Below are 24,151 nucleotides of genomic sequence, written 5' to 3'. Positions count from 1 at the left end.
GAATTATTGAACCGATACACCCATGATCATTTCCGACCCATCATCTTCATAAATGGTATTTCCTGCGGCCTTTTGCTCATTCAGGTACCTTTGCATAAATTTCCCAAAAGCAGTCATTTCGGCAACTGATATGCTGGTATCGATGTACGATGGCTCCACACCAAGTACCTGAGCGATTAAACTGAGTTTTTTTCGGGTAAAAGTGCCAAAGTAACCATCCAGCCAACGCGCAGGTTTTTTTATGATGTCATTTATAAACCACCTGTATTTAATAAAACTCAGCTTTTGCCCGGTAGTGGTATTAATCACCTTATCCCTCATTTCTGTGGCAAAATTTTCATTTGCTTCCAGATTAAAAAACAGGGTAAAATTCTGAAGCTGCATATCAGCAGTTCGGCGGAACCTGATTTTTACCGTATCCTGAAGTTTATTTTTCTTGATACTGAAAGTTGTTGGAAGGAAATCAAAATGTTTTCCGGCAACAGCTGTTGAAGCAGGATCGATAGCCAATTTATACAACCTGTCCTGGTCTGAAACAGTTCCTGTGGTTTTAATGATCATATTTACTATCGAATCGGTATTTTTTGCTAACGAAAACGACATGATCGTAGAATCTTTGATCGCATCGCCAGAAAAGGCTGGTAATCTGGCTGCATCATTAAAATAGATGTCGTTTTTACCCAGATAGCTTTCTAATTTTTTCTCGCAGGCATTGGCCAATATCATCAGGAGCAAACCTGCTGCATAAAATTTAATTTTTTTCATTGCTTTATTTTTTGAGCTTAACGATATTGACTTTCTGATAATGGTAGCGGCACAACCGGGATGATGGTAATATTTCCACTGCCGGTACCATTTCCTACCGAGCTTACATTTCTGCGTTTGTAGTAATAAAAAAGCTGCCCCTCGCCAAAAAATTCTTTTTGATATTCTTTCTGTAATTCGGTGTTTACATTTACCGTTACAGCCAGGTTGGTAAGACCACGGTTAAAACGGACGACATTTAACTGATTAATCCCATCGGCTGCAAGGGGCTCGCATTCGGCAGCGATGTAATACATTTCGCTGATTTTTAACAATGGAATGGTAAACCTGAAGTTTTTGGTTTTATCTACTATATCAGCATATTTATAAAAAGTGCGATAGCTCTTTATTCCTGTAGCCGGAATCTGCCAGTTTAAATTGTACCTGTAATCACTTTCGTTTGACTCAAAAACGGCGGTTAATCTTGCTGCAGCTGGCGCCAGAATATTTGCATCGCTAACGGCCGGATCAAATATGCTAAGGTAATTGTTGTACAATTGGGTATTCATAATGCCAAAAATCATTTCGGTAGAAAATACCCTGTCAGGGTTAACTTTCTCACTTAAGGCATTGGTGGTGGTGGTCCATTTAAATTTATCAGACTGCTGAATAACCAATTTGGCTGCTGCAAGCGCCGAAACCTTATCTCCCTTGTACAGATATGTTCTGGCCTCGAGGCCTTTAACTGCATAATAATTTAGGCGATAGTTTCTGCTGTTTTTCACAAAGTCTATATCTGCGTTTGCAGCAGGCAGGTTTACACCAGATGTGATAATGGGATCATCTTTAAGCAGTATTTCGGCACGCAAAAGATCGTTCAATATTTTCTGCATGACCTGGTTTGCAGGTAAAAGTGGATTAATCTTCGTTTGACTATTTTCGTAATAAGGGATCGATTGTTTGGTGGAGTCGGCAGAAGAGTATTTTGGCCCAAAAAGGCGAAGAAGGTCCAGATGTAATAAGGCCCTCATTGCCATGGCTTCACCCTTAAATTGGGCCTCTGTTTTAGTATCCAGCACGCCACTGTATTTCTCCATGTTCTCTAAAAATGTATTAACGTTTAGAATATTGGAATAAGCCTGTGTCCAGATGGCATCGAATGCTGTTGTTGCAGGTGCATCAGTATAGGCGTAAGATGCAATTTTATATAAGCGATGTGTAGAAGGCACATTATAGCGCTGTGCCAATATATCAACGGTTGATAAAGTAAGGTTTTCTCCATAAAGATCGGCTTTTGCCAAATTAATGTACAAACCATTTAATGCCGTTTGAATCCCCGTTTTACTGGTAAAAACCTGATTTTCCAAAACCTTATCTTCAGGTTGAACATCAAGGAATTTCTTGCAGGAGCTGAACAACATCATAGTCGTGACTCCGAATGCTAATATTTTTTTATAATTCTTTTTCATTTATATAGTGGTTAAAATGAAGCCCTGAAACTAAATGCTACTGTTTTAGCGTACGGATAATCTATTCCGCGCTCACGCCTTACCGTTGATGCCGTGAAAATATCATTGGCTAATGCGTTGATATTAAATGACCTTAAACCCAGTTTTTTAAGCCATATCTTGCCATCGAAGGTGTATCCAATGTTAATCGACTCGCCCGTTATGGTATTTTCTTTTTGTACAAAGCGCGATGAAATGGGTGTGGTAGAAGTTTGTGAAATGGATTTGAACTGTGCCACATCACCCGGTTTTTGCCACCTGTCGTAAAGGGCTCTTTTATCCTGATTGAGGGTAATGCTCGAAAAACTGATATTTTCTACTTTATCGAATAAGGCCTGATTAAATATATCGCCCCCTAACTTATAGCGCAGGTTTATACCCAGGTTAAATCCTTTAAACATAAAATTAGTGGTAATCACCCCTTCAACAGTTGGCGTAGTGTTTCCAACCGGAGATATATTTGCCGCACTATAATCAAATGTATACTGGCCACCGGGCGTTAAAAAGATTTCCCGCCCTGTGGCAGGATCAATCCCTAATGATTTGATGGCCCAAATGGTTTCAGCACTATATCCATCCGTAAATCTTAGAGTCGATTTATTTAATTCCTGTTGTTTGTTTAAAGAGTTGAGTGTATTTCCAAATCCGCTGTATTTGCTTTTGTACATCGATCCGGTTAAGCCAAACATCAATACAATTCTTTTTGCCGTATTATATATGGGCGAATAGTTTAATTTAGCTTCTATCCCCCTATAGGTTAAAGCACCTGCATTAAACGGATAGCTGAACACACCTGTTGATGATGGCAGATCGACTGCAACTACCAAAGGATCGGTTTTTTTGCGGTAAGCGTTGATATAACCCGTAAATCGGTTATTAAAAAGCATAAAATCAAGGCCTGTACTAATCTGTGTAGTTTTTTGAGGAGCAAGATCGGGATTGCCCAGTGTGGTTAAACTGATGCCCTGCCCAAATTGGTTATAATTGGTATTGCTGTTATAATTGTAAACCGATACCGAGGTTACCGTTCCGTAATTCTGGTTACCAGTTACACCCATATTACCGTAAAGTTTTAGCCTGTTTATCCAGCTGCTTCCTTTAAAAAAACTTTCATTATGAATATTCCAACCCAAACCCACTGAGTAGTAAGGAGAAAATTGTTTGTTCGATCCAAAAGCTGTTGAGCCATCTAAACGGTAAGAAGCATCGGCCAGGTACCTGTTATCATAGGCATAGTTGCCAGAAAATGTACCATTTACGGTTCTGTATACCGAAGATTCTGCCGATGGCGCTCCGTTTTCGGCATACCCATAAGCAAAGCGGGGGTTGCCTGTGCTTCCCTGAGGGAAACCCTCCGAAACCGTAATAAAACTATTGTTATTGATTTCATTTACTGAAGCCCTGAAATTCGCATTTATTACATGTTTTTCTGCAATAGCCTTGTAATAGGTTAACAGCACATTGGCCTGATAAGATAAATTGCTTAAGCGCCGATCGCGATAAGTACCTTTCTTCAATAGCGGTGTATCTTCAAAATCGCTGCTCTCAGGGGCTCTGAACATTTCGCCATTGGTATTTCCCTTGGTAATCTGAAGTGCACCGTTCAACCTTAAATCTTTGGTAAGATCATAGTTAATGTTTAAATTATTTTGGATTTCCAGGTTTTTAATGAGGTCTTTTTGTGGCAAAGTGCCATCGTAAAGTGGGTTGTTCACTTTTATCTCGGTACCATTTGTTTGTCTTGTAACTTCCAGATAACGCTCGGTGTAATTTTTTTCATAATAAGGATTGGCATTCACATAATTAGAAAATGATCCATAAGGAGAATTTGTTGCTGTATATCCCCTGATGTAAGTCACATTATTTACATTCAGCCGGTTTTTTCTATAGGTAAGATTGATGCTGCCACTATAACTATCCCTACCCGATCCTTTCATTGCCCCGGTTTGGGTTTTGTAGTTCATCCCCACCCCGTAGGTAAAAGCATTATCTCCACCCTGAACAAAAATTGATGAGTTATTCGTATAACCTGTTTGCAGCGGTTCACTAAGCCAGTAACTGTCAACCCCTCTTTTTACATTGGCCAGATGAGAATTATAAAGCTGATCTAAAAAAACCTGTTGTGAAGGATTGGCATCAGCAGTAATGTACCTGCCAGACAAACGTTCAAATTCCAGTTTTTCAGTAGCATTCATCATGTTATAGGCCGATAAATCAGGATTTTCTATCCTAAAATCATTTGAATAAGTAAACTGAAGTTCACCCGCTTTTGGCCTGATGGTTTCGATAACCACTACCCCATTTGATGCTTTTGCACCATAAAGTGCTGTAGAAGCGGCATCTTTTAATATCGTCACTGAGCCAACCCTGTTCATATCCAGATCTACTATTGTCTGTAAGTTGGCCTCAAAACCATCCAGAATAAATAGCGGCTGGTTAGGATCCGATCCAAACTGATCTTTTAAACTCGCACTGGGTACGCTGCTTTTGCCCCTTACCTCAATAACCGGCAAAACATTTGGGTTTGATCCGGCCTGATTATTTTCCATTAAAAGAAAGGAAGGATCCAAAGTTCTTAAACTCTGAATAATGTTGTTGTTTCCAACCATTTTAAGATCATCACCAGAAAAGGTGGCCGTACTTCCGGTAAAGGTATTTTTATTCCGGTTAATACCTGTTCCTGTTACAACAACCTCTTTATCCAGGCTGGTGCTACTTTCGCTTAAAACCACCGAAAGTGAAAAAGTACCCCCATCATTAACCACCCCATTCACGGTTTTAGATTCGTAACCAATAAAATTAATCGTGAATTTGTAATTCCCTGCCCCCAATTTGTAAAAACTGAAAACGCCGTTTTTATCAGACGATGTAATTGTCTTTACTCCTGTTTGAACATTTTGAGCAATAATGGTGGCACCAACAATAGTTTCCTTTGCATCTTTAACAAGTCCCTTAACCGCCGGTGTTTGCGCATAGGCGCTAAAGCCATAACAAAGGCAAAGCAGTAGCAGCAAGGCCCGTTTTGGAACGTTCCTTTTAGTAAAAATTTTAATCATGAAGTTAGTTAGTTTGGTTTGTTTAGGTTTTTTGTTTACTTCTTCTTTATCGTATATCCCTCTTCTGTTTTTTCTGCAGTTAAACTGTTCAGCGAACAAAGCATATTTAAGAAGGAATCAATGTCATCGCGTCCGAATTCATATTGCCCCGTAAATACCTTTCTGTTTAATTGCCCTGCAGTATATTTTATTTTAATACTCAATTTATTTTCTAATGCGTCGAAAACACCAGCCAGCGGTTCATTATCGAAAATAATGGCACTTTCGGTAATAATGGCCTTATCCTGATCCAGCGTTTCCAATTTCTTCGGCGGCTCAATATTAAATACCTTAACATTTGCGGCATAAGTTTGCATGTTAACCGAAAATTCTTTACCCGGTAATAAATACACTGCTTTAACACCTGCAGATAACAGTTTGTGTTGCGGTTTAACCACCACCTTTCCTTCTATTAACTTCACGCGTGTATAAAGATCCTTTTTAAAAGCAGTAATTTTAAAAACTGTTCCCAAAGCGGTAGTGGCCAAATTATTAGCGTAAACTGTAAATGGTTTACTTTTATCTTTATGTACCCTGAATAACGCCTGACCAATTAAAATTACATCTCTTTTCCCCTGATCAAAAGGGAAATAACTTACCTCGCTGTTCGGATCAAGTTCAACAATAGACCCATCTGGCAAAGTGTAAACTTGTTTTATCTTTGATGTATTGGTTAGAAATTTTGCAACCCTTGTAGAAATTTCCGGTATTTTTAAAATCGCAACATTTGATCTAGAAATCTGGCTACCGCTAAATTTATAAACTAACATTCCAACTGTAAAAATCAATGCCAATGAGGCAGCATAAGCCAGATAACGCAGGCGCGTCCGTTTGGTTTCTACTGCACTGTGGATATGATCCAGCACATTTACATATATCCGATCTGATACTGCGCCATCAACCTTTTCTATTGGCTCAAAATGCTCCCATTCCTCACTGTTTAAATAAATTTCCCTGTTTTCTTCTTCGGATAAAAATTTACTCACCATGCGGGCTTCTTCGGCAGTACACTGGCCGGCAAAAAACTTCTCAACTAGCTTTTGGTTGATTTGCATAACTACATTACGTTTTTGAAAGCGCTTTACCCCTAGTGCCGTTAAATTATTTTATTATAATTATCAAAATGCGCCTTAAATTGATGGTAAGGAGAAAATATTGGATGGATAAAGCTAAAAAAGCAATAATTACTTATGGATAATGGCCGACATGATAACCGCAAGGGAAATAATAGAAGAAAATGCCGCTCTTAGCTGTTTTAAGGCTTGTGAAATATGGTTTTCGACCGTTTTCGGGGAAATAGAAAGCATTTCTGCGATTTCTTTGTAAGAATAACCTTCGATCTTACTTAGCTTAAAAACTTTTTTCCTTACCGGAGCCATTTGTTCAATAGCCTGTTCAAGCGCGTGGAGCATTTCAGGTTGATCGACTTCATTTCGTAAAGCATAATCATTTTCCACTACCGATAAATGTTTTTTCCCAACCGCATCTTTTCTAAGCTGATCAATCAATATCGTCCCCCCAATGCGGAAAATCTGTGCCGATAAACTGTGTTCCGAAGATAAATTCTCCTTCTTTTCCCAAAGCCTGATAAAAGTTAGCTGCACCACCTCTTCTGCCATGTAAACTGAACCGGTCTTTTTCAGTACATAAGCATAAAGTTTTTGGTTGTACAAACCGTAAACAGTTTGAAAAGTTTGTAAGCAACCCGACGCTAAATCAGCTACATAGTCCATTTAATAGGGATTCCTGAGAAAATAAAAAGGGTGATTTTATTAGTAATTCGGAGCGGATGATAGGCCAAAGATATTTTTTCATTAAATAAGAATCAACCCGATATTAAATTTTTAACATAATTTTGGCCAAAAACCAAGTTCATCCTTTTAAACAAACGTTTGTCTTATTTTCACCAAAATCGCTGTTTTTACACTTTTTTGGTTAAAAACCCTTAAAAAATCCAAACTGATAACCAATTTGTAATAAACACGTTATCCAATTACCGGTTTCCTTTTAATTGACTGGAACAATTTTTACATTTACGGTGATATGGTGAGCAATAACTATAGTGAATTATTACGGAAGATTGATGAGTTTATTCGCAAATTTTACCTCAATAAAATTTTGCGGGGCAGTATTTATGCCGCTGCGATACTTCTCGCCCTGTATTTAATTGTTTTTTTAAGCCTGTATTACCTCAACCCTACCGCAGGTTTGAAAACCTTTGTATTTTTCGCTTATCTCCTGATCGCGATCCTGCTGGTGGGCTTTCTCATCGTAAAACCACTGCTCTCGATGTTAAAATTGGGTAAACACCTTACTTTCGATGAAGCATCGGTTATCATCGGAAACCACTTTTCCGATATTAAGGATAAATTACTCAATACCCTGCAACTCCACCGCTTGTCAGAAAACCAGCCAAATAACAATCACCTTATCATTGCCAGTATCGATCAAAAAATATTAGAACTTAAACCCGTACCTTTTTATACCGCTGTAAGCATTAACGATAACAGAAAGTATCTAAAATACCTTTTTATTCCGCTTTCTATCATTTTATTAATTGCCATCATTGCCCCTGCTATTTTACGTGAGGGCACCAACAGTTTTTTCAAATACGATGAGTACATGGCACCGAAGGCTCCTTTTAGTTTTGCGGTTTTAAATAAAAGTTTAACCGTAACACAGGGTGATGATGTAACAATAAACCTAAAACTATCAGGTGATCAGCTCCCAGCTGAGGTTTATGTAGAAGATGGTAAAAACACCTACAAACTACAAAAAGAGAATATCAGCAAGTTTAATTACAGCATTAAAAATATTCAAAGCGATAAAAAACTGATTTTTAAAGGCGGTGGTTTCAGTTCTTCAGTATTTACCCTTATCGTTAAACCACGCCCGGAATTGCTTAATGCAACGGCAACTTTAAATTTTCCTGCTTACCTCGGCAAAAAAACCGAACAGATAGCCAATGTTGGCGATATACTCCTACCAGAAGGAACAAAGGTTACATGGAATTTTAAAACCGGAAAAAGCAATTCAATTTTATTTGTTCTTAACGGTACCGAAAATGTTTTAAAAGTTGAAGACAATGAATCGATTTTCTATGCCACCATCAAAAATAATTCTAAATATAGCATCACCCCTAAAAATCAATATGTTACGCTTCGGGATTCTTTATCACATCAAATCACCGTGATCAAAGATCAGGCTCCGGGCATTACCGTAGAAGAAAAGGCAGATTCAGTAAGTAACAAAGCACTGTATTTTAATGGTCAGGTTACCGATGACTATGGTTTTAGTCGTTTAAGTTTTAAATATAATATCAAAGAAAACAACCGGATTATTGGTTCTTTTACTAAAAATATCGCCATTAAAAGCAATGTCACAGAGAATACTTTCTTCTATTTCTGGGATTTAAAAACTGCTTCAGCCAAACCCGGACAGGAAATTGAATATTATTTCGAAGTAGCCGATAATGATGGGGTTAACGGAGCAAAAGTTACCCGGTCGGAAATCAAAACCTTCAAACAGCCCACCAAAAAAGAAACAGCCGAGCAAGTAAATGCCAGCAACCAGGCCTTAAAACAAAAAGTGCAGTCGGCTATCCGTTTGGCCAATACCATCGAAAAGGAAAGTAAAAAAGTGGCTGAAAGCCTGATTGATAAAAAACAGATCTCTTTCGAAGATAAAAAGCAGATTGAAGCCCTTTTGGATAAGCAGAAACAACTTGATGAAGCTGTAAAGGAAATTAAGGAGCATAATGATAAAAATATCCAGCAACAGGAAGACCAAAAACAAACCGAGGAGCTTTTAGAAAAACAAAAGCAGATTAAAGACCTTTTTGATAACGTTCTTGATGAAAAAACCAAAGAGCTATTGCAAAAGCTGCAGAACCTGATGAACGAGAAAAATAAAGATCAAATACAGAATGAGCTTTCCAAAATGCAATTAGATAATAAAACGCTAAAAAATGAGCTGGACCGCATTTTAGAACTCTATAAACAGTTAGAATTTGAGCAAAACCTTCAAACTGATATTGATCGTCTGAATGAACTGGCTAAAGAACAAAAAGAGCTTGCAGAACAAACAAAAGATAAAAAACAGGATAACGAAGCCTTAAAGCAAAAACAAGATGCATTGAATAAGGAGATGAAAGACCTGAAAGATGACCTTAAAAAACTGGAAGAAAAAAACAAGTCATTAGAAAGGCCAAATCCTTTCGAAAACCCAGAGAAAGATGTTCAGGATATACAAAAAGAACAGCAAGACAGTAAAGATGCTTTAGATAAAAAAGATGCTAAAAATGCAAGCCAGAAACAGCAAAAAGCAGGCGAGCAGATGGAAAAACTATCTAAAAAAATGAGCGATATGCAACAACAAGGCGAAGAAATGGAAAATAACCTAAATGCCAAAGAGTTACGTCGTTTATTAGAAAATCTTTTAACCACTTCTTTTGATCAGGAAAAGGTAATGCTTGCTTTAAAAAAAATGACAGCCACTGATCCATCATACATCAGCAATGTCCAAAAGCAACGCAGCATTAAAGATAATCTTAAAACCATTGCCGATAGTTTGTACAGCTTGAGCAAACGTGTGCCACAAATAGAATCAACCGTTAACGAGGAAATGAATAAAATTAATTTTAACCTCGATAAAAGTTTGGAAAGTTTAGGCGATAGAAGAACACCAGAAGCTAACCGTTTTCAGCAATTTACCATGACTTCTATCAATAACCTCACCCTGATGTTAAGCGAAGCACTAAGTCAGTTGCAAAACATGCAGAAAAATGGCAAAGGTGGCAGCGGAAAGAAACAAAAGCAAGGCATGAAACAGCTTTCGCAAATGCAGGACCAACTGAATAAAAGCATGCAAAAGGCCAGGGAACAGATGCAGAAATCAGGAGGTAATCAAGGCACTGTGGGTAAAGGACAAATGAGCCAGGAGTTTGGTAAAATGGCACAGCAACAGCAAATGATTCGTCAGGCGTTGGAAAAAATCAACCGCGAAGAAAATAAAGATGGGACCGGTAAAATGGGTAACCTGAACGAAGCCATCAAGGAAATGAAACAGACCGAGAGCGACCTGGTTAACAAGCGTTTACAACAGGAAACCTTAAACAGACAGAAAGACTTGTTAACCAAACTGTTAGAAGCTGAAAAAGCAGAACGCGATCAGGAAGAAGATTCTAAACGCGAAAGTAAAGCAGCTAAGGAGTTCCCGCCATCTTACCAGAAAATGGTCGATCAGTTTAAAAAACAGCAACAGAACGGTAATGATATGCTGCAAAAAATGCCTCCTAGCTTAAATTATTACTATAAAAATAAAATTGCAGAGTATTTAAAATCGTTGAACATTACTCAATAAATCAATTCGTCAACTCGACCGAAACGCAGTGCGGCGGAGAGATCTAAAAAAAAGTCATCATTGCGAGGAGGCACCACGAAGCAATCTTACTACTATCGATATAATTTATTATTTAAGATTGCTTCGTTGGCTGGAAAAGCCTTTCCCGTAATGACGACCTTTTGCGGGCTTAGGGAACGCTCCAAAAATACTTTTCCATTAATTATATTTCCTAAATTTGCAGCAAAACAATAACAATATGCCTGCAATATCCTTTTTCACTGAATCAATTAGCTATAACCTTCCACAAAAACTTAAAATCAAGAAGTGGATAAAAGCTACTATTGAAAAAGAAGGCTTTAAATTGCAGGAACTCAATTTCATTTTCTGCAGTGATGACTACCTCCTGGATATTAACCAGCAGTATTTAAATCACGATACTTATACCGATATCATTACCTTCGACAATTCAGAAGAAGAAAAACAGATTGTGAGCGATATATTTATCAGCATTGAACGCGTAAAAGAAAACGCCAAAACCTTTAAAACTTTAGAATTTGATGAGGTTTGCCGCATTATGATCCACGGAACCCTGCACCTATTGGGTTACAAAGACAAAGGAAAAGCCGCCAAAACCCTGATGACCCAAAAAGAAGATGAATATTTAGGATATAGACCTGAATTTGGGTTAGCTTAAATTCTTTGTCATTCTGAGCGCAGCAAAGAATCTGTTACCTATTGTCACAGAACCCACTTTCATACTCGCTACCATTATCTCAACCAAATCACATCTTTCTAATTAGATTTCCCGGCTCTGTTGCACATTGCCAGAATGATGAGCCTTTATGTCATGTTAACTCGTGTAAATACCTCCTACTCCTTCTATTTTTTCCTGGCGTTTGTCTAAATGTTACTGGCGTTCGTCGACAATTAAGCTCTACTGGTATAATACACCAAATCTTATTGCAACTTTTCCTGCCTTCTGCAGTCTTATATTCAAAAAACAACAATTACATAACGAGTTTGAATTCATATTCTAGCCATTATACAAGATAAAAGTTTAGTTTTAGTTAATGATTGAAGCAGCGGTGGAGCGAGTCCAACCGCTGTTTTGTTTTTACAGTGTTGCATTACCAATGGCGAATGAACCAGTGAACAATTGAACCAATAACATCAAGTTTCTGCCATTTTTACCTGATACAGAAGTCCTTTGCAATTTGAATATGCCGTTGCAAGTATTTTATCCTTACCTTTGCACTAATTTTCCTTTATAAATCCGAAATACAAAAAAATTGAGCACACTAATTGCGGCAGAAGGCTTAGGACATGGTTACCATGACGAATGGCTATTTAAGAATTTAACCTTGGGTATTAACACAGGTCAGCGCGTAGCGTTGGTTGGTATTAATGGTGCGGGTAAGAGCACACTTTTGAAATTACTAGCAGAAAGGTTCCCTCCGCTTGAAGGTAAAATTGTAAAAAATAAAGCTGTTAAAATTGGCTTTTTAGATCAGGAACCCCAATTTACCGAAGGTTATTCCATTAGTGATCATATTTTTTCTTTGGAGAATAAGCAACAACAGTTGATCAAGGAATATGAGGAGTTAATTGAAGATCCAAATCCCGATGAGAAAACACTTAACCGTTTATATGAAGAGTTAAGTGAGCATAATGCCTGGGAATATGAGCATGAGATCAAGACCATTTTAAACAGAATGGGTATCACTCATCTTCAGCAGAAAATTGCTACCCTATCCGGTGGACAAAAGAAACGTTTAGCCCTGGCCAAACTCTTAATTGAAGATCCCGAAATTTTAGTGCTTGATGAGCCAACCAACCACTTGGATATTGATACCATAGAGTGGCTTGAAAAATTATTAACTACCGGACAAAAAACAATATTACTGGTTACCCATGATAGATACTTTTTGGATAATGTGTGTAATACCATTGTGGAACTGGATAGAGGCAAGATTTTCAATTATAACGGAAACTATGCTTATTACTTAGAGAAGAAATCGGAAAGAGAAGCATTAGATGCAACGGTTCAGCACAAGAACCAACAGCTATTAAAGAAAGAATTGGAGTGGATGAGGCGCATGCCACAGGCTCGTGGAACTAAATCTAATGCCAGAATCAATGCTTTTTATGATTTAGAAGAAAAAACGAAGAAAAAGTCTGACAATCAGAGTATTAGCCTTCAAATGAAGATGTCTCGACAAGGAGGAAAAATTATTGAAGTAGAACACATTGCAAAAGCATTTGATGGCCGACCAATCATTAACGATTTCAGCTATACCTTTAAAAAAGGAGATAGAATTGGTTTAGCAGGAAAAAATGGAACTGGAAAATCCACCCTTTTAAATATCATTACCAGTCAACTGAAACCAGATGCCGGAACAGTCGATACAGGTGAAACAACAGTTTTTGGTTATTACAAACAAGGCGGTTTAACTTTCGATCCTAAGGAAAGGGTAATTGATATTGTAAAGTCAGATGCCGAATATATTAAAATGGCTGATGGTTCAGTCATCACTGCCTCTGCCCTATTAACATTATTTCTCTTCCCACCGAAGAAACAACATGGCATGGTTGAGAAGTTAAGTGGTGGTGAAAAGAAACGTTTGAACCTGATGAAGGTGTTGATGCAAAATCCTAATTTTCTAATTTTAGATGAGCCAACAAATGACCTGGATATAGACACTTTAAATGTACTCGAAGAATTTTTAGAAAACTTCCCAGGTATTTTAATGCTGGTTTCTCACGACAGGTACTTGCTCGACAAGATGAGCGATCAACTATTTATCATGGAAGGTGAAGGCGTTGTTAAAATTTATAACGGTAATTATTCAGAGTATCGATTAAGTTTAGAACAGCCAAAAGCTAAAATTGAAAATAAGAAAACCCCTACTCCCGTTGTAGAAGCTACACCTGTTAAAGCAGTAAAAAAATTAAGTTTCAAAGAGCAAAAAGAACTGGATGATAGTGAAAGAGCAATGGAAGAGACAGAAGCTAAAATAGCTTCGTTGAATGAAAGTTTGATTAAAGTTGATGCAACTGACTATGTTAAAATTCAGGAAATTTCAAGTGAGATTGAAATCCTGCAAGCTAAGCTGGATGAATATACCATGCGTTGGTTAGAGCTTTCAGAATAAATTAAAAACAATTCTATTCTGTTTTCCGCGTTATGTTTCACGTGGAACATAAGTAAAATCAAAGAATACTGTCACCCTGAGCCTAGTCGAAGGGCTATATATTTATATTAAAATAGTGAGCATCCTAATATGGCCCTGTTGACTATAATAAGCAAATTAATAAAATTGTTCCACGTGGAACATTAAAGAAATATACAATAAAATGTTTTCAAAATACGATTTGATTGTGGTTGGTGCTGGTCATGCAGGCTGTGAAGCTGCTGCTGCTGCTGCCAACTTAGGATCATCTGTTTTACTAATCACCATGAATATGGGCACCATTGCCCAAATGAGCTGTAACCCTGCTATGGGTGGCGTAGCTAAAGGACAGATTGTTCGTGAGGTTGATGCGCTCGGTGGATATTCTGGTATTATATCAGATAAATCAACCATTCAGTTTAGAATGCTAAACAAATCTAAAGGACCTGCTATGTGGAGTCCGAGGGCTCAAATAGACAGGATGCGCTTTGCTGAAGAATGGAGATTGGCCTTAGAAAATACACCAAACGTTGACATGTGGCAGGATAACGTTGTAGGTTTATTGGTTAAAGATAATACCGTTTATGGTGTAAAAACTTCACTAGGCATTGAAATAGAAAGCACAGCAGTAGTGCTCACTAACGGTACCTTTTTAAATGGAATTATCCATATTGGAGAAAAGAAATTTGGTGGAGGCAGAACGGCAGAGCGATCATCTACAGGAATTACGGAGCAGTTGGTAGAATTGGGTATGGAATCAGGGAGGATGAAAACAGGTACTCCCCCACGTGTTGATGGAAGAAGTTTAGATTATTCTAAAATGGAAGAACAATGGGGCGATGATGACAGAAGTAAATTTTCTTTCACCGATACTCCTGTTACCACCGATCAACGTTGCTGCTGGATTACCTATACAAATAACGAAGTACACGAAACTTTAAAAGAAGGTTTCGAAAAATCGCCAATGTTTACAGGCCGTATTAAAGGTTTAGGCCCGAGATACTGCCCTTCTATTGAAGATAAAATTAACCGTTTTGCTGAGCGAGACAGGCACCAGATTTTTGTTGAACCAGAAGGATGGAATACCTGCGAAATTTATGTAAATGGATTTTCAACTTCGCTTCCGGAGGATGTGCAATTTAAAGCACTTAGATTAATACCAGGTTTTGAGCAGGCAAAAATGTTCAGACCGGGTTATGCCATAGAATACGATTTCTTTCCACCTACCCAATTATCTTTAACATTAGAAACTAAATTGATCAGCAATTTATTTTTAGCAGGACAGATTAATGGAACTACAGGTTATGAAGAAGCAGCTTGTCAGGGTTTCATGGCGGGGATAAATGCACATCAAAAAATTCATGATAAACATGAGTTGATCATGAAAAGATCTGATAGTTATATTGGTGTTTTGATTGACGACCTGGTTACCAAAGGAACTGAAGAACCATATCGCATGTTCACCTCAAGAGCAGAACATCGTTTATTATTAAGACAAGATAATGCTGATATTCGTCTCTCCCCTATTGGTCATGAATTAGGATTAATATCTGATGAACGTTTAGAAAAGGTAAATCAAAAGATTGCAAATGCTGAAGCATTGGTAAAATTCACCAGGAATCAAGGTATAGAAATGGCCGATGCAAATCCGATGCTCGAAAGTTTAGGATCAAGCGCTTTAAATCAAAACGTAAAAATCCATAGCTTAGTTGGAAGACCTCACGTTGGATTACAAGATCTGATTAAGGTTAGTAAACCTCTTGCTGAAGCAACCAAAAATTTAGATAATGAAACGATAGAGCAAGCCGAAATCAAAATTAAATACGAAAGTTATTTTGAGAAGGAAAATGAAATTGTAGCCAAAATGCTAAAAATGGAAGACAAAGAAATTAAGCCAGATTTTGATTATAACAAAATTGTTTCCATTTCTAAAGAGGCACGAGAAAAATTATTTAAGATCAAACCACGCACTTTAGGTCAGGCATCTAGAATTTCAGGTGTTTCTCCTTCAGATATATCAGTTTTGATGGTTTATATTAATAAGTAATTGATAATCAATACTTTAAATAATTTAAAAACGACTTTAAATAAAGCGATATAAGCTTATAAAAAGATTTTTTAATATTGCAGTTCCAAAAAGTATAAAAATTCGTCAGAACATTTAAAATATGCCAAATTTGAAAGATAAATATTTTAACCTTAAAAATTTATTGGTTGTAGTAACCCTACTCCTATTTTTTGGTTGTGCAAGTATCCAAACCCCACAAGGTGGACCGAAAGATACCAAACCACCAAAGGTTTTGAGTATGACACCAAAAAATCAAACCAGGAATTTTAATGCTAAAAAAATCATTATTGAGTTTGATGAATATTTTAACATCAAAGATGAGTTTAAAGAATTTTCTATTTCTCCTGATCAGGAAAAACTTCCGGTTTTAAAAAAGAGATCAAAAAGATTAGAAATTGCCCTTCAGGACTCTTTGGAAAAAAATACAACCTATACTTTAAATTTTGGAAAATCCATAGCTGATGTAAACGAAGGTAATGTCGTCAAAAATTTATCTTATGTTTTTTCAACCGGTCCGGATATAGATTCTTTATCCATCAGTGGTAAAGTCATCAATTCGCTAAGTGATGAACCAGAAAAAGATGCTACCGTATTTATTCTTCCTTTAGAACGGGATACCATTTTTGGAAAAAAGCGTCCATCTATATACACTACTACAGATAGCGCGGGAACCTATAAATTAAACAACTTAAGAAAAGGTACCTATAAAGTTTACGCCATTAAGGAAAGTAGCGGCGGTGGTGATAAAATTTATCAGCAGATTTCGGATGAAGTAGGTTTTATTAAAGAACCTGTGGTGATCGATAAAAACCTGGATAATATTAACCTTCAAATTTTTAAGGAATTAGCGCCAGAATTTCGCGTGGTAGACCGAAAACTGAATAATGATGGAAGTATATTAATTATCTTCAATCAGCAGCTTAAAAGCCCTAAAATTACGATTATGGATCCACCAGCTGTTGATGTTGGAAAGTACGTTCACTTTACCAAAAATAATGATACAGCAAAAATATGGTTGAAAGACCTGAGTTTCGATTCGGTTAAAGTGGCTATCCAGGATCAGGGTAAAGTATTACAAACACTAAACTTTACCCGTGGTAAAAAAGATACTTATACCCGTGACGTAACTATAGCAGATAACCTGTCTGGAGGTAAGTTAAATCCGTTTCAAAATTTAACACTAACCTTTCCATTTCCAATGACTGGTGCAGATCCTTCCAAGATCACGCTATTAGAAGATTCTGTAAAACGTACCAATTTCGAACTGATAAAAGACAGTGTAGATCAACAGAAATACTACATCAAATATCCCTGGAAAACCAAAAGAACTTATGATTTAAAACTTGGGGCAGGTGCATTTACAGCTATATTTAATGCAAAAAACAAAGATGTACCCAAGAAATTTACACTGGAGAGTTCTGATGCCTACACTACATTGGCCTTAAATGTTACTGTACCAGATACCGCAAAAAATTATATTGTACAATTTCTAAACGAGAAAAAAGACGTCATTAAATCTTATCCAATAAGCAAAAATTCAAAGATTCTATTTTCTAAATATCCTGCCGGAAAATACATGCTCAGGGTAGTGTACGACGATAATAAAAACGGAGTATGGGATACTGGAAGCGTTAAAGGCGGTTACCAGCCCGAAAAAGTTTGGTACTTAAAAGCTTTAATGGATTTAAAACCCAACTGGGAACGGGAAGATCCATTGGTGATACCACCTCCTAAAAGTGATTAAAAATAAGCCTTCACCCTGAACCGAGCCTTAGCGAGCTCACCGGAGGTAATTTATTTCAGGGTCTTAATAGCAACAAAGATGCTGAAACAAGTTCAGCATGACGGAAACTATTGGGCGAACCAGCCCGAATACATAATATAATTATCAGGTAACTTATTTAATAAAGCCCTTTGCTCTTCAGTAATGGGCTTTATTTTTTTTGCAGGTGTGCCGGCATATAAATAACCAGTTTCGCAAATGGTATTCTCTAATACAACTGAACCCGCCGCAATAATACAATACTCTTCTATGATGGCGTGATCCATTACAATAGCACCCATACCTATTAAAACATTATCTTGTACAGTACAACCATGTACAATAGCATTGTGCCCTACAGATACGCGATTACCGATGTGTGTTGAGGCTTTTAAGTACGTAGCGTGGATTACCGCTCCATCCTGTATATTTGATTCATTTCCAATCGTAATGGCATTTACATCGCCTCTAATGACGGCATTAAACCATACCGAGCATTTATCACCAATCACCACATCACCAACAATGGTGGCATTTTCGGCAATGAAATTATCTTTTCCTATTTCAGGGTATTTATTTTTTACGGGCAGTATTAAAGGCATAATATAATATAAGATGGTTGATGGATAACGGATGATGTGGTAAAATTATCTTGTCATGCTGAGCTTGTCGAAGCATATATTAACAGATCTTCGACAACCTCAGACTGACAGGGGCTAAAAAACAGTATCTACCAGTTCTTTAGCATGTTCCGGATAATCGGTAGTATAATGTAATCCCCTACTCTCTTTTCTTTGCATCGCCGATTTAATCACCAGGTAAGCCGTTTGGATGACATTACGCAATTCGCAAAGTTTAACCGAAACCTTATTCTTTTTATAAAATTCTTCTGTTTCCTGGTAAATTAAAAACAGACGACGATGTGCCCTTTCTAAACGGAAATCAGAACGTACAATACCTACATAATCACCCATAACTTTTTGCAGCTCTCTCAGATTATGTGTTACCAATATATCTTCATTACTTTGAGTAACGCCTTTCGAGTCCCACTCCGGAATATGATCAGGAATCACATTATTTTTAAAGTTTTCAATGGCATCCTGATAAATGCGATGCGCAAAAACAGTAGCTTCGAGTAAAGAATTGGAAGCCAGACGGTTAGCTCCATGCAAACCCGTTGAAGAACATTCTCCACAGGCATATAGATTTTTGATTGAAGAACGGCCATATTCATCAACCAGGATACCACCACACATATAATGGGATGCTGGCGTAACCGGGATATAATCTTTCGTCATATCGATCCCAATTGACAAACATTTCGCATATATATTAGGAAAATGCTTTAATATATCTGCTTTACTACGCATGGTAATGTCCAGATACACAAAGTCATCGCCTGATTTTTTCATTTCATTATCCACTGCACGGGCTACAATGTCACGCGGGGCCAACGATTTACGCTCATCATACTCTTGCATAAATTCTTCACCATTTTTACGCCTTAAAACGCCACCAAAACCCCTCACCGCTTCCGAAATTAAGAATGAAGGATACTCTCCAGGATGATATAAAGCGGTTGGATGGAACTGTATAAACTCCATATTCCTCACTTTTCCTTTAGCACGGTAAACCATCGCCATACCATCGCCTGTTGCAATAACCGGATTTGTTGTGGCCGAATACACATGTCCGGCACCACCCGATGCCATCACAGTCACATTTGCCACAATCTTTTCCACATCGTTAAGCTCTGTGTTAAAGGCATATATCCCATAACAGTTAATATCTTCGGTACGTTTATCCACAAATTCACCCAGGTGATGCTGTGTGATCAACTCCAATGCAAAGTAATGTGTTAATATCTCTATGTTGTTATTCTCATGTATTTCATTTAGCAACACCCGCTCAATCTCATATCCGGTAATATCTTTATAGTGTAAAACACGGTGTTCGGAGTGACCACCCTCCTTGGCCAGATCATAAAAACCAGAGTTGTCCTTATCGAAATTTATACCATAGTCAATGATCTCCTGAATACGCTGAGGACCCTCTTTTACAACGATTTCCACAATTTTTTCATCGCATAATCCATCGCCTGCAATCAGTGTATCTTCGATATGTTTTTCAAAAGAATCACCTTTATCCACCACAACTGCAACACCACCCTGGGCGTATTTTGTATTCGATTCGTCTTCGTTAGACTTCGTAACAATTAAAACCTTACCAAACTTTGCAGCTTTAAGTGCAAAACTCAAACCCGCTATACCTGAACCGATTACCAGAAAATCTACTTTCCTCATTAATAAAAACATTTACTTTATCCACGATGTTAACAACTAGTTAATAAATGTTAACTCCATGTCTAAATTATCCTAACAAATAAATTTGAATGTTTAAAGCTACTCTAAAAACACAATTTGCCACAATCTTTTGCGCAATTTTTAAGCAGCTTTATACAAGTAATTAACTTTTTACCCACTTATAAACAATTAACATTCCAGTATTGATAAAAATTGAACCGATTTTCGATAAGCCTGAAAATCAAACTTATGATATTACAAAAATGTAATCTAAATGTTAGTAAACGATTAACAACTTATATTAAAGAAAGAATTTTCTGAACTTGCCAACATTATTAACACACTAATAAACAAACAAGATTTATTTATTTAAAATAACTTATTAATTATTGAGACGTGGAAAGCTTTATCTTTGACCAACGTCAAAATTCAAAAAAGGAAAATTTTAAAATGAACATAGATGTCTTAGAAGAAATCAACAAAAAAGGTTTCGCAGAAGAAGAAATTGATCCTACGCTCGATCTTTTTGCAGAGATTGAGAAATTAAAAAAGGAAAAGAATGCCATTATCCTAGCTCATTATTACCAAGAACCTGATATACAAGATATTGCGGATTATATTGGTGATAGTTTGGGGTTATCGCAGGAAGCTGCAAAAACGGATGCTGATGTAATTGTGTTTGCTGGCGTGCATTTTATGGCCGAAACGGCTAAGATTTTATCGCCTAATAAAACGGTTTTATTGCCTGATGTAAAGGCAGGATGCTCATTAGCAGATAGTTGTCCACCGCATTTATTTAGAAAGTTTAAGGAAAAATATCCGGATCACCTGGTAATCACCTACGTAAACTGCACGGCCGAATTAAAAGCTTTAAGTGACATTGTTTGTACAAGTACCAATGCGGTGCAGATTGTAGAGAGTTTGCCAAAAGATCAAAAAATAATTTTTGGTCCTGATCGTAACCTGGGTGCTTACGTTGCGAAAAAAACAGGTAGGGATTTGGTATTGTGGAATGGTGCCTGTATGGTACACGAAATTTTTTCGCAGGAGAAAATTACAAAACTGAAAGAGCGCCATCCGAATGCCAAATTTATTGCACACCCGGAATGTGAAGAAGTGGTTTTAAAAATGGCTGATTATATTGGTTCTACCACCGGTTTGCTAAAGTACACCATCACCAACCCGGCTACCGAATTTATTGTGGCTACCGAAAGTGGAATTATCCACCAGATGGAAAAAGCGAATCCGACAAAAACGTTTATACCGGCACCACCGAATAACAGCTGTGCCTGCAACGATTGTCCGTATATGAAAAGAAATACTTTAGAAAAACTATATTTATGTATTAAAAATGGTTTGCCTGAAGTAACTGTTCCTGAGCATATTATTGAACTGGCCCGAAAACCGATTCAACGGATGCTGGATATTTCTGCGGAACTGGGGTTGTAAAATCTATCAAACCTTACAGGTTTTTAAAACCTGTAAGGTTTATTTAAATTATTTATGGAAAAAAACAACATCCTTAAAAATTATTCAGGCTTATTATGGCTTTTGGCAGGTATAACTGTAGGAAGTATAGTAGGCTTAATTTTTGGAAAAAGTGTTGAAAGTATAAAACCCCTGGGTGATATATTTTTAAATCTGTTGTTTACTGCCGTTATTCCATTGGTATTTTTTGCAGTTTCATCTGCCATTGCAAATATAGATCGGAGTAAAAAATTAGGAAGATTATTAACCGTTATGGTTCTAGTATTTCTTTCAACTATTCTAATTTCTGCTGTTTTAACATTGGTTGCTACATGGATTTTTCCGATTCATCAACAATTGGGAAATGCAACAATACCGTTAGAACCAGAAAAAATTCAATCATTTGGCGAACAAATGACCCAACTTTTAACCGTTGGAGAGTTTTTTGAGATAGGAAGTAGAAAAAATATGCTGGCGCTGATTATTTTTTCAGTTTTAGTGGGATTTTCTACGCTATATGCAGAAAAAGAAGGCGAAGGATTTAAAAAGTTCCTCGTTTCTGGTAATGAAGTGATGAAAAAACTCATCATTTTAATCATGAAACTGGGTCCGATAGGTTTGGGTGCCTATTTTGCCTATCAGGTTGGCGTATTTGGTCCACAGCTTTTTGGTACCTATGCAAAAGCTTTAGGTTTGTATTACGGTGTTGGGGCATTTTATTTTATTGTTTTTTTTACTTTATATGCTTTTGTAGCAGGTGGATTTAAAGCCATAAAAGTGTTTTGGAAAAATAATATTGTACCTTCTTTAACCTCTATCGGAACCTGTAGCAGCATTGCCACTATTCCGGCAAATTTGGAAGGGACTACAAAAATGGGGGTACCGGCTTACATCACCAATGTAACCATTCCATTGGGTTCAACGCTGCATAAAGATGGCTCTAGCATTAGTTCCATTATAAAAATAGCTGTTGTTTTTGCCATTTTTGGTAAAGATTTGGTACATGTTGATACCATTATTTTGGCATTGGGTATTACGGTTTTGGTGAGTATAGTAGAGGGTGGAATACCAAATGGAGGATATATTGGCGAACTATTAATGATTTCGGCTTACCAACTGCCACCAGAAGCTTTGCCACCGGCCATGATTATCGGAACTTTAGTTGATCCGATGGCTACTTTGTTAAATGCCACAGGTGATAATGTTGCGGCCATGTTGATTGCCAGGTTTACCGAAGGTAAAAATTGGATGGAAAATAAAGATTTATCATCCTGAGCATTCTGTCATCTTGACGAAGGAAGGATCTGTTTGCTAAGAAGCACTGGCTAGAAGTCGGGCAATGATTCTTCGCTATGCTCAGCATGACAAATAATTTTAAAAATAAAAAATAAGGGCTTTGCCTTTAGAAATGTATAATTAATTAATAAAAGCCCCTTAAGGGGTTTGGGGTGAATATGTTTGAAAATAAAGAGCGTACAGATATTAATGAATTAGGGGAATTTGGGTTAATTAAACACCTGACTACTAATTTCAAAATTAAAAACGATTATTCGGTAAAAGGTGTGGGCGATGATGCAGCTGTTTTGGATGCAAAAGGGAAACAAACCTTAATTTCGACCGACTTATTGTTGGAAGGAATCCACTTCGATTTGGCTTATGTACCTTTAATGCACCTGGGGTATAAAGCAGTACAGGTAAACCTAAGTGATATTTATGCGATGAATGGAAAAGCTAGCCAAATTACAGTTTCGCTGGGTTTATCGAGTAAATTCCCATTAGAGGCTGTTGAAGAAATTTATAAAGGAATTGAACTGGCTTGCAATAAATACAATATTGATTTAATTGGTGGCGATACTTCTTCAAGTAAACAAGGTTTAGTGATCAGTATTACCAGTATTGGTTATGCTGATGCGGATAAAGTGGTGTACAGAAATGGTGCTCAGGAGCATGATCTGCTTTGTGTTTCTGGTGATTTGGGTGGTGCTTATTTAGGCCTGCAGATTTTGGAAAGAGAGAAATTGATTTACCTGGAAAATCCTGAAATTCAGCCTGATCTGGAAGGAAAAGATTACATCATCGAAAGGCAATTGAAACCTGAAGCCAGGATGGATATTGTAGCACTTTTGGATGACCTGAATATCAAACCAACTTCCATGATCGATGTTTCGGACGGTTTAGCTTCAGAAATTTTGCATTTGGCAGAACAATCTGATAAAGGGATTACTATTTATGAAGAGAAAATTCCTTTAGATCCGATGACTTACGAAACAGCCCGTGAGTTAGGCTTAGACCCGACAGTTTGTGCCTTAAGTGGTGGTGAGGATTATGAATTGTTATTTACCATCAGTCAGGAAGATTATAAAAAGCTGAAACATGATGTAGATATCACTGTGATTGGCCATGTTACCGATAAAAATTCTGGCTGTAAAATGGTTTCTAAATCAGAAAAAGTACACGAGCTGAAAGCCCAGGGCTGGAATGCTTTTAATAAATAGACTTTAGTTAAAAACGATACGTCGTCATCTCGACTGTAGCGTAGCGAAATGGAGAGATCTGCTGCATAGATTTCTCGATTCGTTGCACTTCGCTCGAAATGACGACTTTTTAGTTTTTAGTCAGCTGTATAAGTATTAGAAAGATATAAAAACAACTACTCTATTCACTAAAAATAACAAAAAAATCGTCCTAAGG

General features: G+C 37.2%; 15 protein-coding genes. 8 read left to right on the top strand and 7 right to left on the bottom strand.

The genetic code is table 11. The features are described from left to right. Positions 1-3: 3 nt before the first annotated feature. The 5 genes from U859_RS30830 to U859_RS0101490 form a co-directional block, all read right to left on the bottom strand. A complete protein-coding gene (locus U859_RS30830) occupies positions 4-765 on the bottom strand; it encodes a DUF4843 domain-containing protein (protein WP_025141680.1) in 762 nt (253 codons plus the stop codon). A 17-nt stretch (positions 766-782) separates the two neighbouring features. Beyond that, a complete protein-coding gene (locus tag U859_RS0101505) occupies positions 783-2,213 on the bottom strand; it encodes a RagB/SusD family nutrient uptake outer membrane protein (protein WP_084152997.1) in 1,431 nt (476 codons plus the stop codon). An 11-nt stretch (positions 2,214-2,224) separates the two neighbouring features. Further along, complete coding sequence (locus U859_RS0101500) at positions 2,225-5,308, bottom strand: SusC/RagA family TonB-linked outer membrane protein (protein ID WP_162799833.1); 3,084 nt, start codon at positions 5,306-5,308, stop codon at positions 2,225-2,227. 35 nt (positions 5,309-5,343) lie between these two features. After that, positions 5,344-6,402 (bottom strand): FecR family protein, encoded by a 1,059-nt coding sequence (locus U859_RS0101495; RefSeq protein ID WP_025141677.1) that lies wholly within the window; start codon positions 6,400-6,402, stop codon positions 5,344-5,346. Between the two features lie 129 nt (positions 6,403-6,531). Beyond that, entirely contained in the window at positions 6,532-7,080 is a 549-nt protein-coding gene (locus tag U859_RS0101490) for a sigma-70 family RNA polymerase sigma factor (RefSeq protein WP_025141676.1), read from the bottom strand. Positions 7,081-7,390: 310 nt separating this feature from the next. On the opposite strand from U859_RS0101490, the gene U859_RS0101485 reads away from it, so the two are divergent. The 5 genes from U859_RS0101485 (at position 7,391) to U859_RS0101465 (ending at position 17,672) form a co-directional block, all read left to right on the top strand. Continuing rightward, positions 7,391-10,708, top strand: coding sequence for a DUF4175 family protein (locus tag U859_RS0101485; RefSeq protein WP_037505125.1), 3,318 nt, complete (start codon positions 7,391-7,393; stop codon positions 10,706-10,708). 238 nt (positions 10,709-10,946) lie between these two features. Continuing rightward, on the top strand, positions 10,947-11,384 hold the full coding sequence (ybeY, locus tag U859_RS0101480; protein WP_025141674.1) for an rRNA maturation RNase YbeY: 438 nt from the start codon (positions 10,947-10,949) through the stop codon (positions 11,382-11,384). A 595-nt stretch (positions 11,385-11,979) separates the two neighbouring features. Then, entirely contained in the window at positions 11,980-13,842 is a 1,863-nt protein-coding gene (locus U859_RS0101475) for an ABC-F family ATP-binding cassette domain-containing protein (RefSeq protein ID WP_025141673.1), read from the top strand. A 202-nt stretch (positions 13,843-14,044) separates the two neighbouring features. Then, on the top strand, positions 14,045-15,907 hold the full coding sequence (gene mnmG, locus U859_RS0101470; protein ID WP_025141672.1) for a tRNA uridine-5-carboxymethylaminomethyl(34) synthesis enzyme MnmG: 1,863 nt from the start codon (positions 14,045-14,047) through the stop codon (positions 15,905-15,907). Between the two features lie 121 nt (positions 15,908-16,028). Then, positions 16,029-17,672: an Ig-like domain-containing protein gene (locus U859_RS0101465; RefSeq protein WP_025141671.1), complete on the top strand. Its 1,644-nt coding sequence runs from the start codon at positions 16,029-16,031 to the stop codon at positions 17,670-17,672. A gap of 107 nt (positions 17,673-17,779) precedes the next feature. Here the strand turns inward: U859_RS0101465 and U859_RS0101460 are convergent, their stop codons facing one another. Then, positions 17,780-18,292 carry a gamma carbonic anhydrase family protein gene (locus tag U859_RS0101460; protein ID WP_025141670.1) on the bottom strand — a complete coding sequence of 171 codons (513 nt, stop codon included), beginning with the start codon at positions 18,290-18,292 and terminating at the stop codon, positions 17,780-17,782. Between the two features lie 114 nt (positions 18,293-18,406). Beyond that, complete coding sequence (nadB, locus tag U859_RS0101455; protein WP_025141669.1) at positions 18,407-19,993, bottom strand: L-aspartate oxidase; 1,587 nt, start codon at positions 19,991-19,993, stop codon at positions 18,407-18,409. A gap of 408 nt (positions 19,994-20,401) precedes the next feature. On the opposite strand from nadB, the gene nadA reads away from it, so the two are divergent. The 3 genes from nadA to thiL all read left to right on the top strand — a co-directional run bounded on the left by nadA (position 20,402) and on the right by thiL (position 23,955). Then, on the top strand, positions 20,402-21,442 hold the full coding sequence (gene nadA / locus U859_RS0101450; RefSeq protein ID WP_394341713.1) for a quinolinate synthase NadA: 1,041 nt from the start codon (positions 20,402-20,404) through the stop codon (positions 21,440-21,442). 54 nt (positions 21,443-21,496) lie between these two features. After that, a complete protein-coding gene (locus tag U859_RS0101445; RefSeq protein ID WP_025141667.1) occupies positions 21,497-22,735 on the top strand; it encodes a dicarboxylate/amino acid:cation symporter in 1,239 nt (412 codons plus the stop codon). A gap of 179 nt (positions 22,736-22,914) precedes the next feature. Then, a complete protein-coding gene (thiL, locus tag U859_RS0101440; protein ID WP_025141666.1) occupies positions 22,915-23,955 on the top strand; it encodes a thiamine-phosphate kinase in 1,041 nt (346 codons plus the stop codon). Positions 23,956-24,151 lie beyond the last annotated feature (196 nt).

This window comes from Pedobacter jeongneungensis, from assembly GCF_000633455.1.
Lineage (GTDB): Bacteria > Bacteroidota > Bacteroidia > Sphingobacteriales > Sphingobacteriaceae > Pedobacter > Pedobacter jeongneungensis_A.
This window is presented reverse-complemented; position numbering and strand designations above follow the sequence as displayed.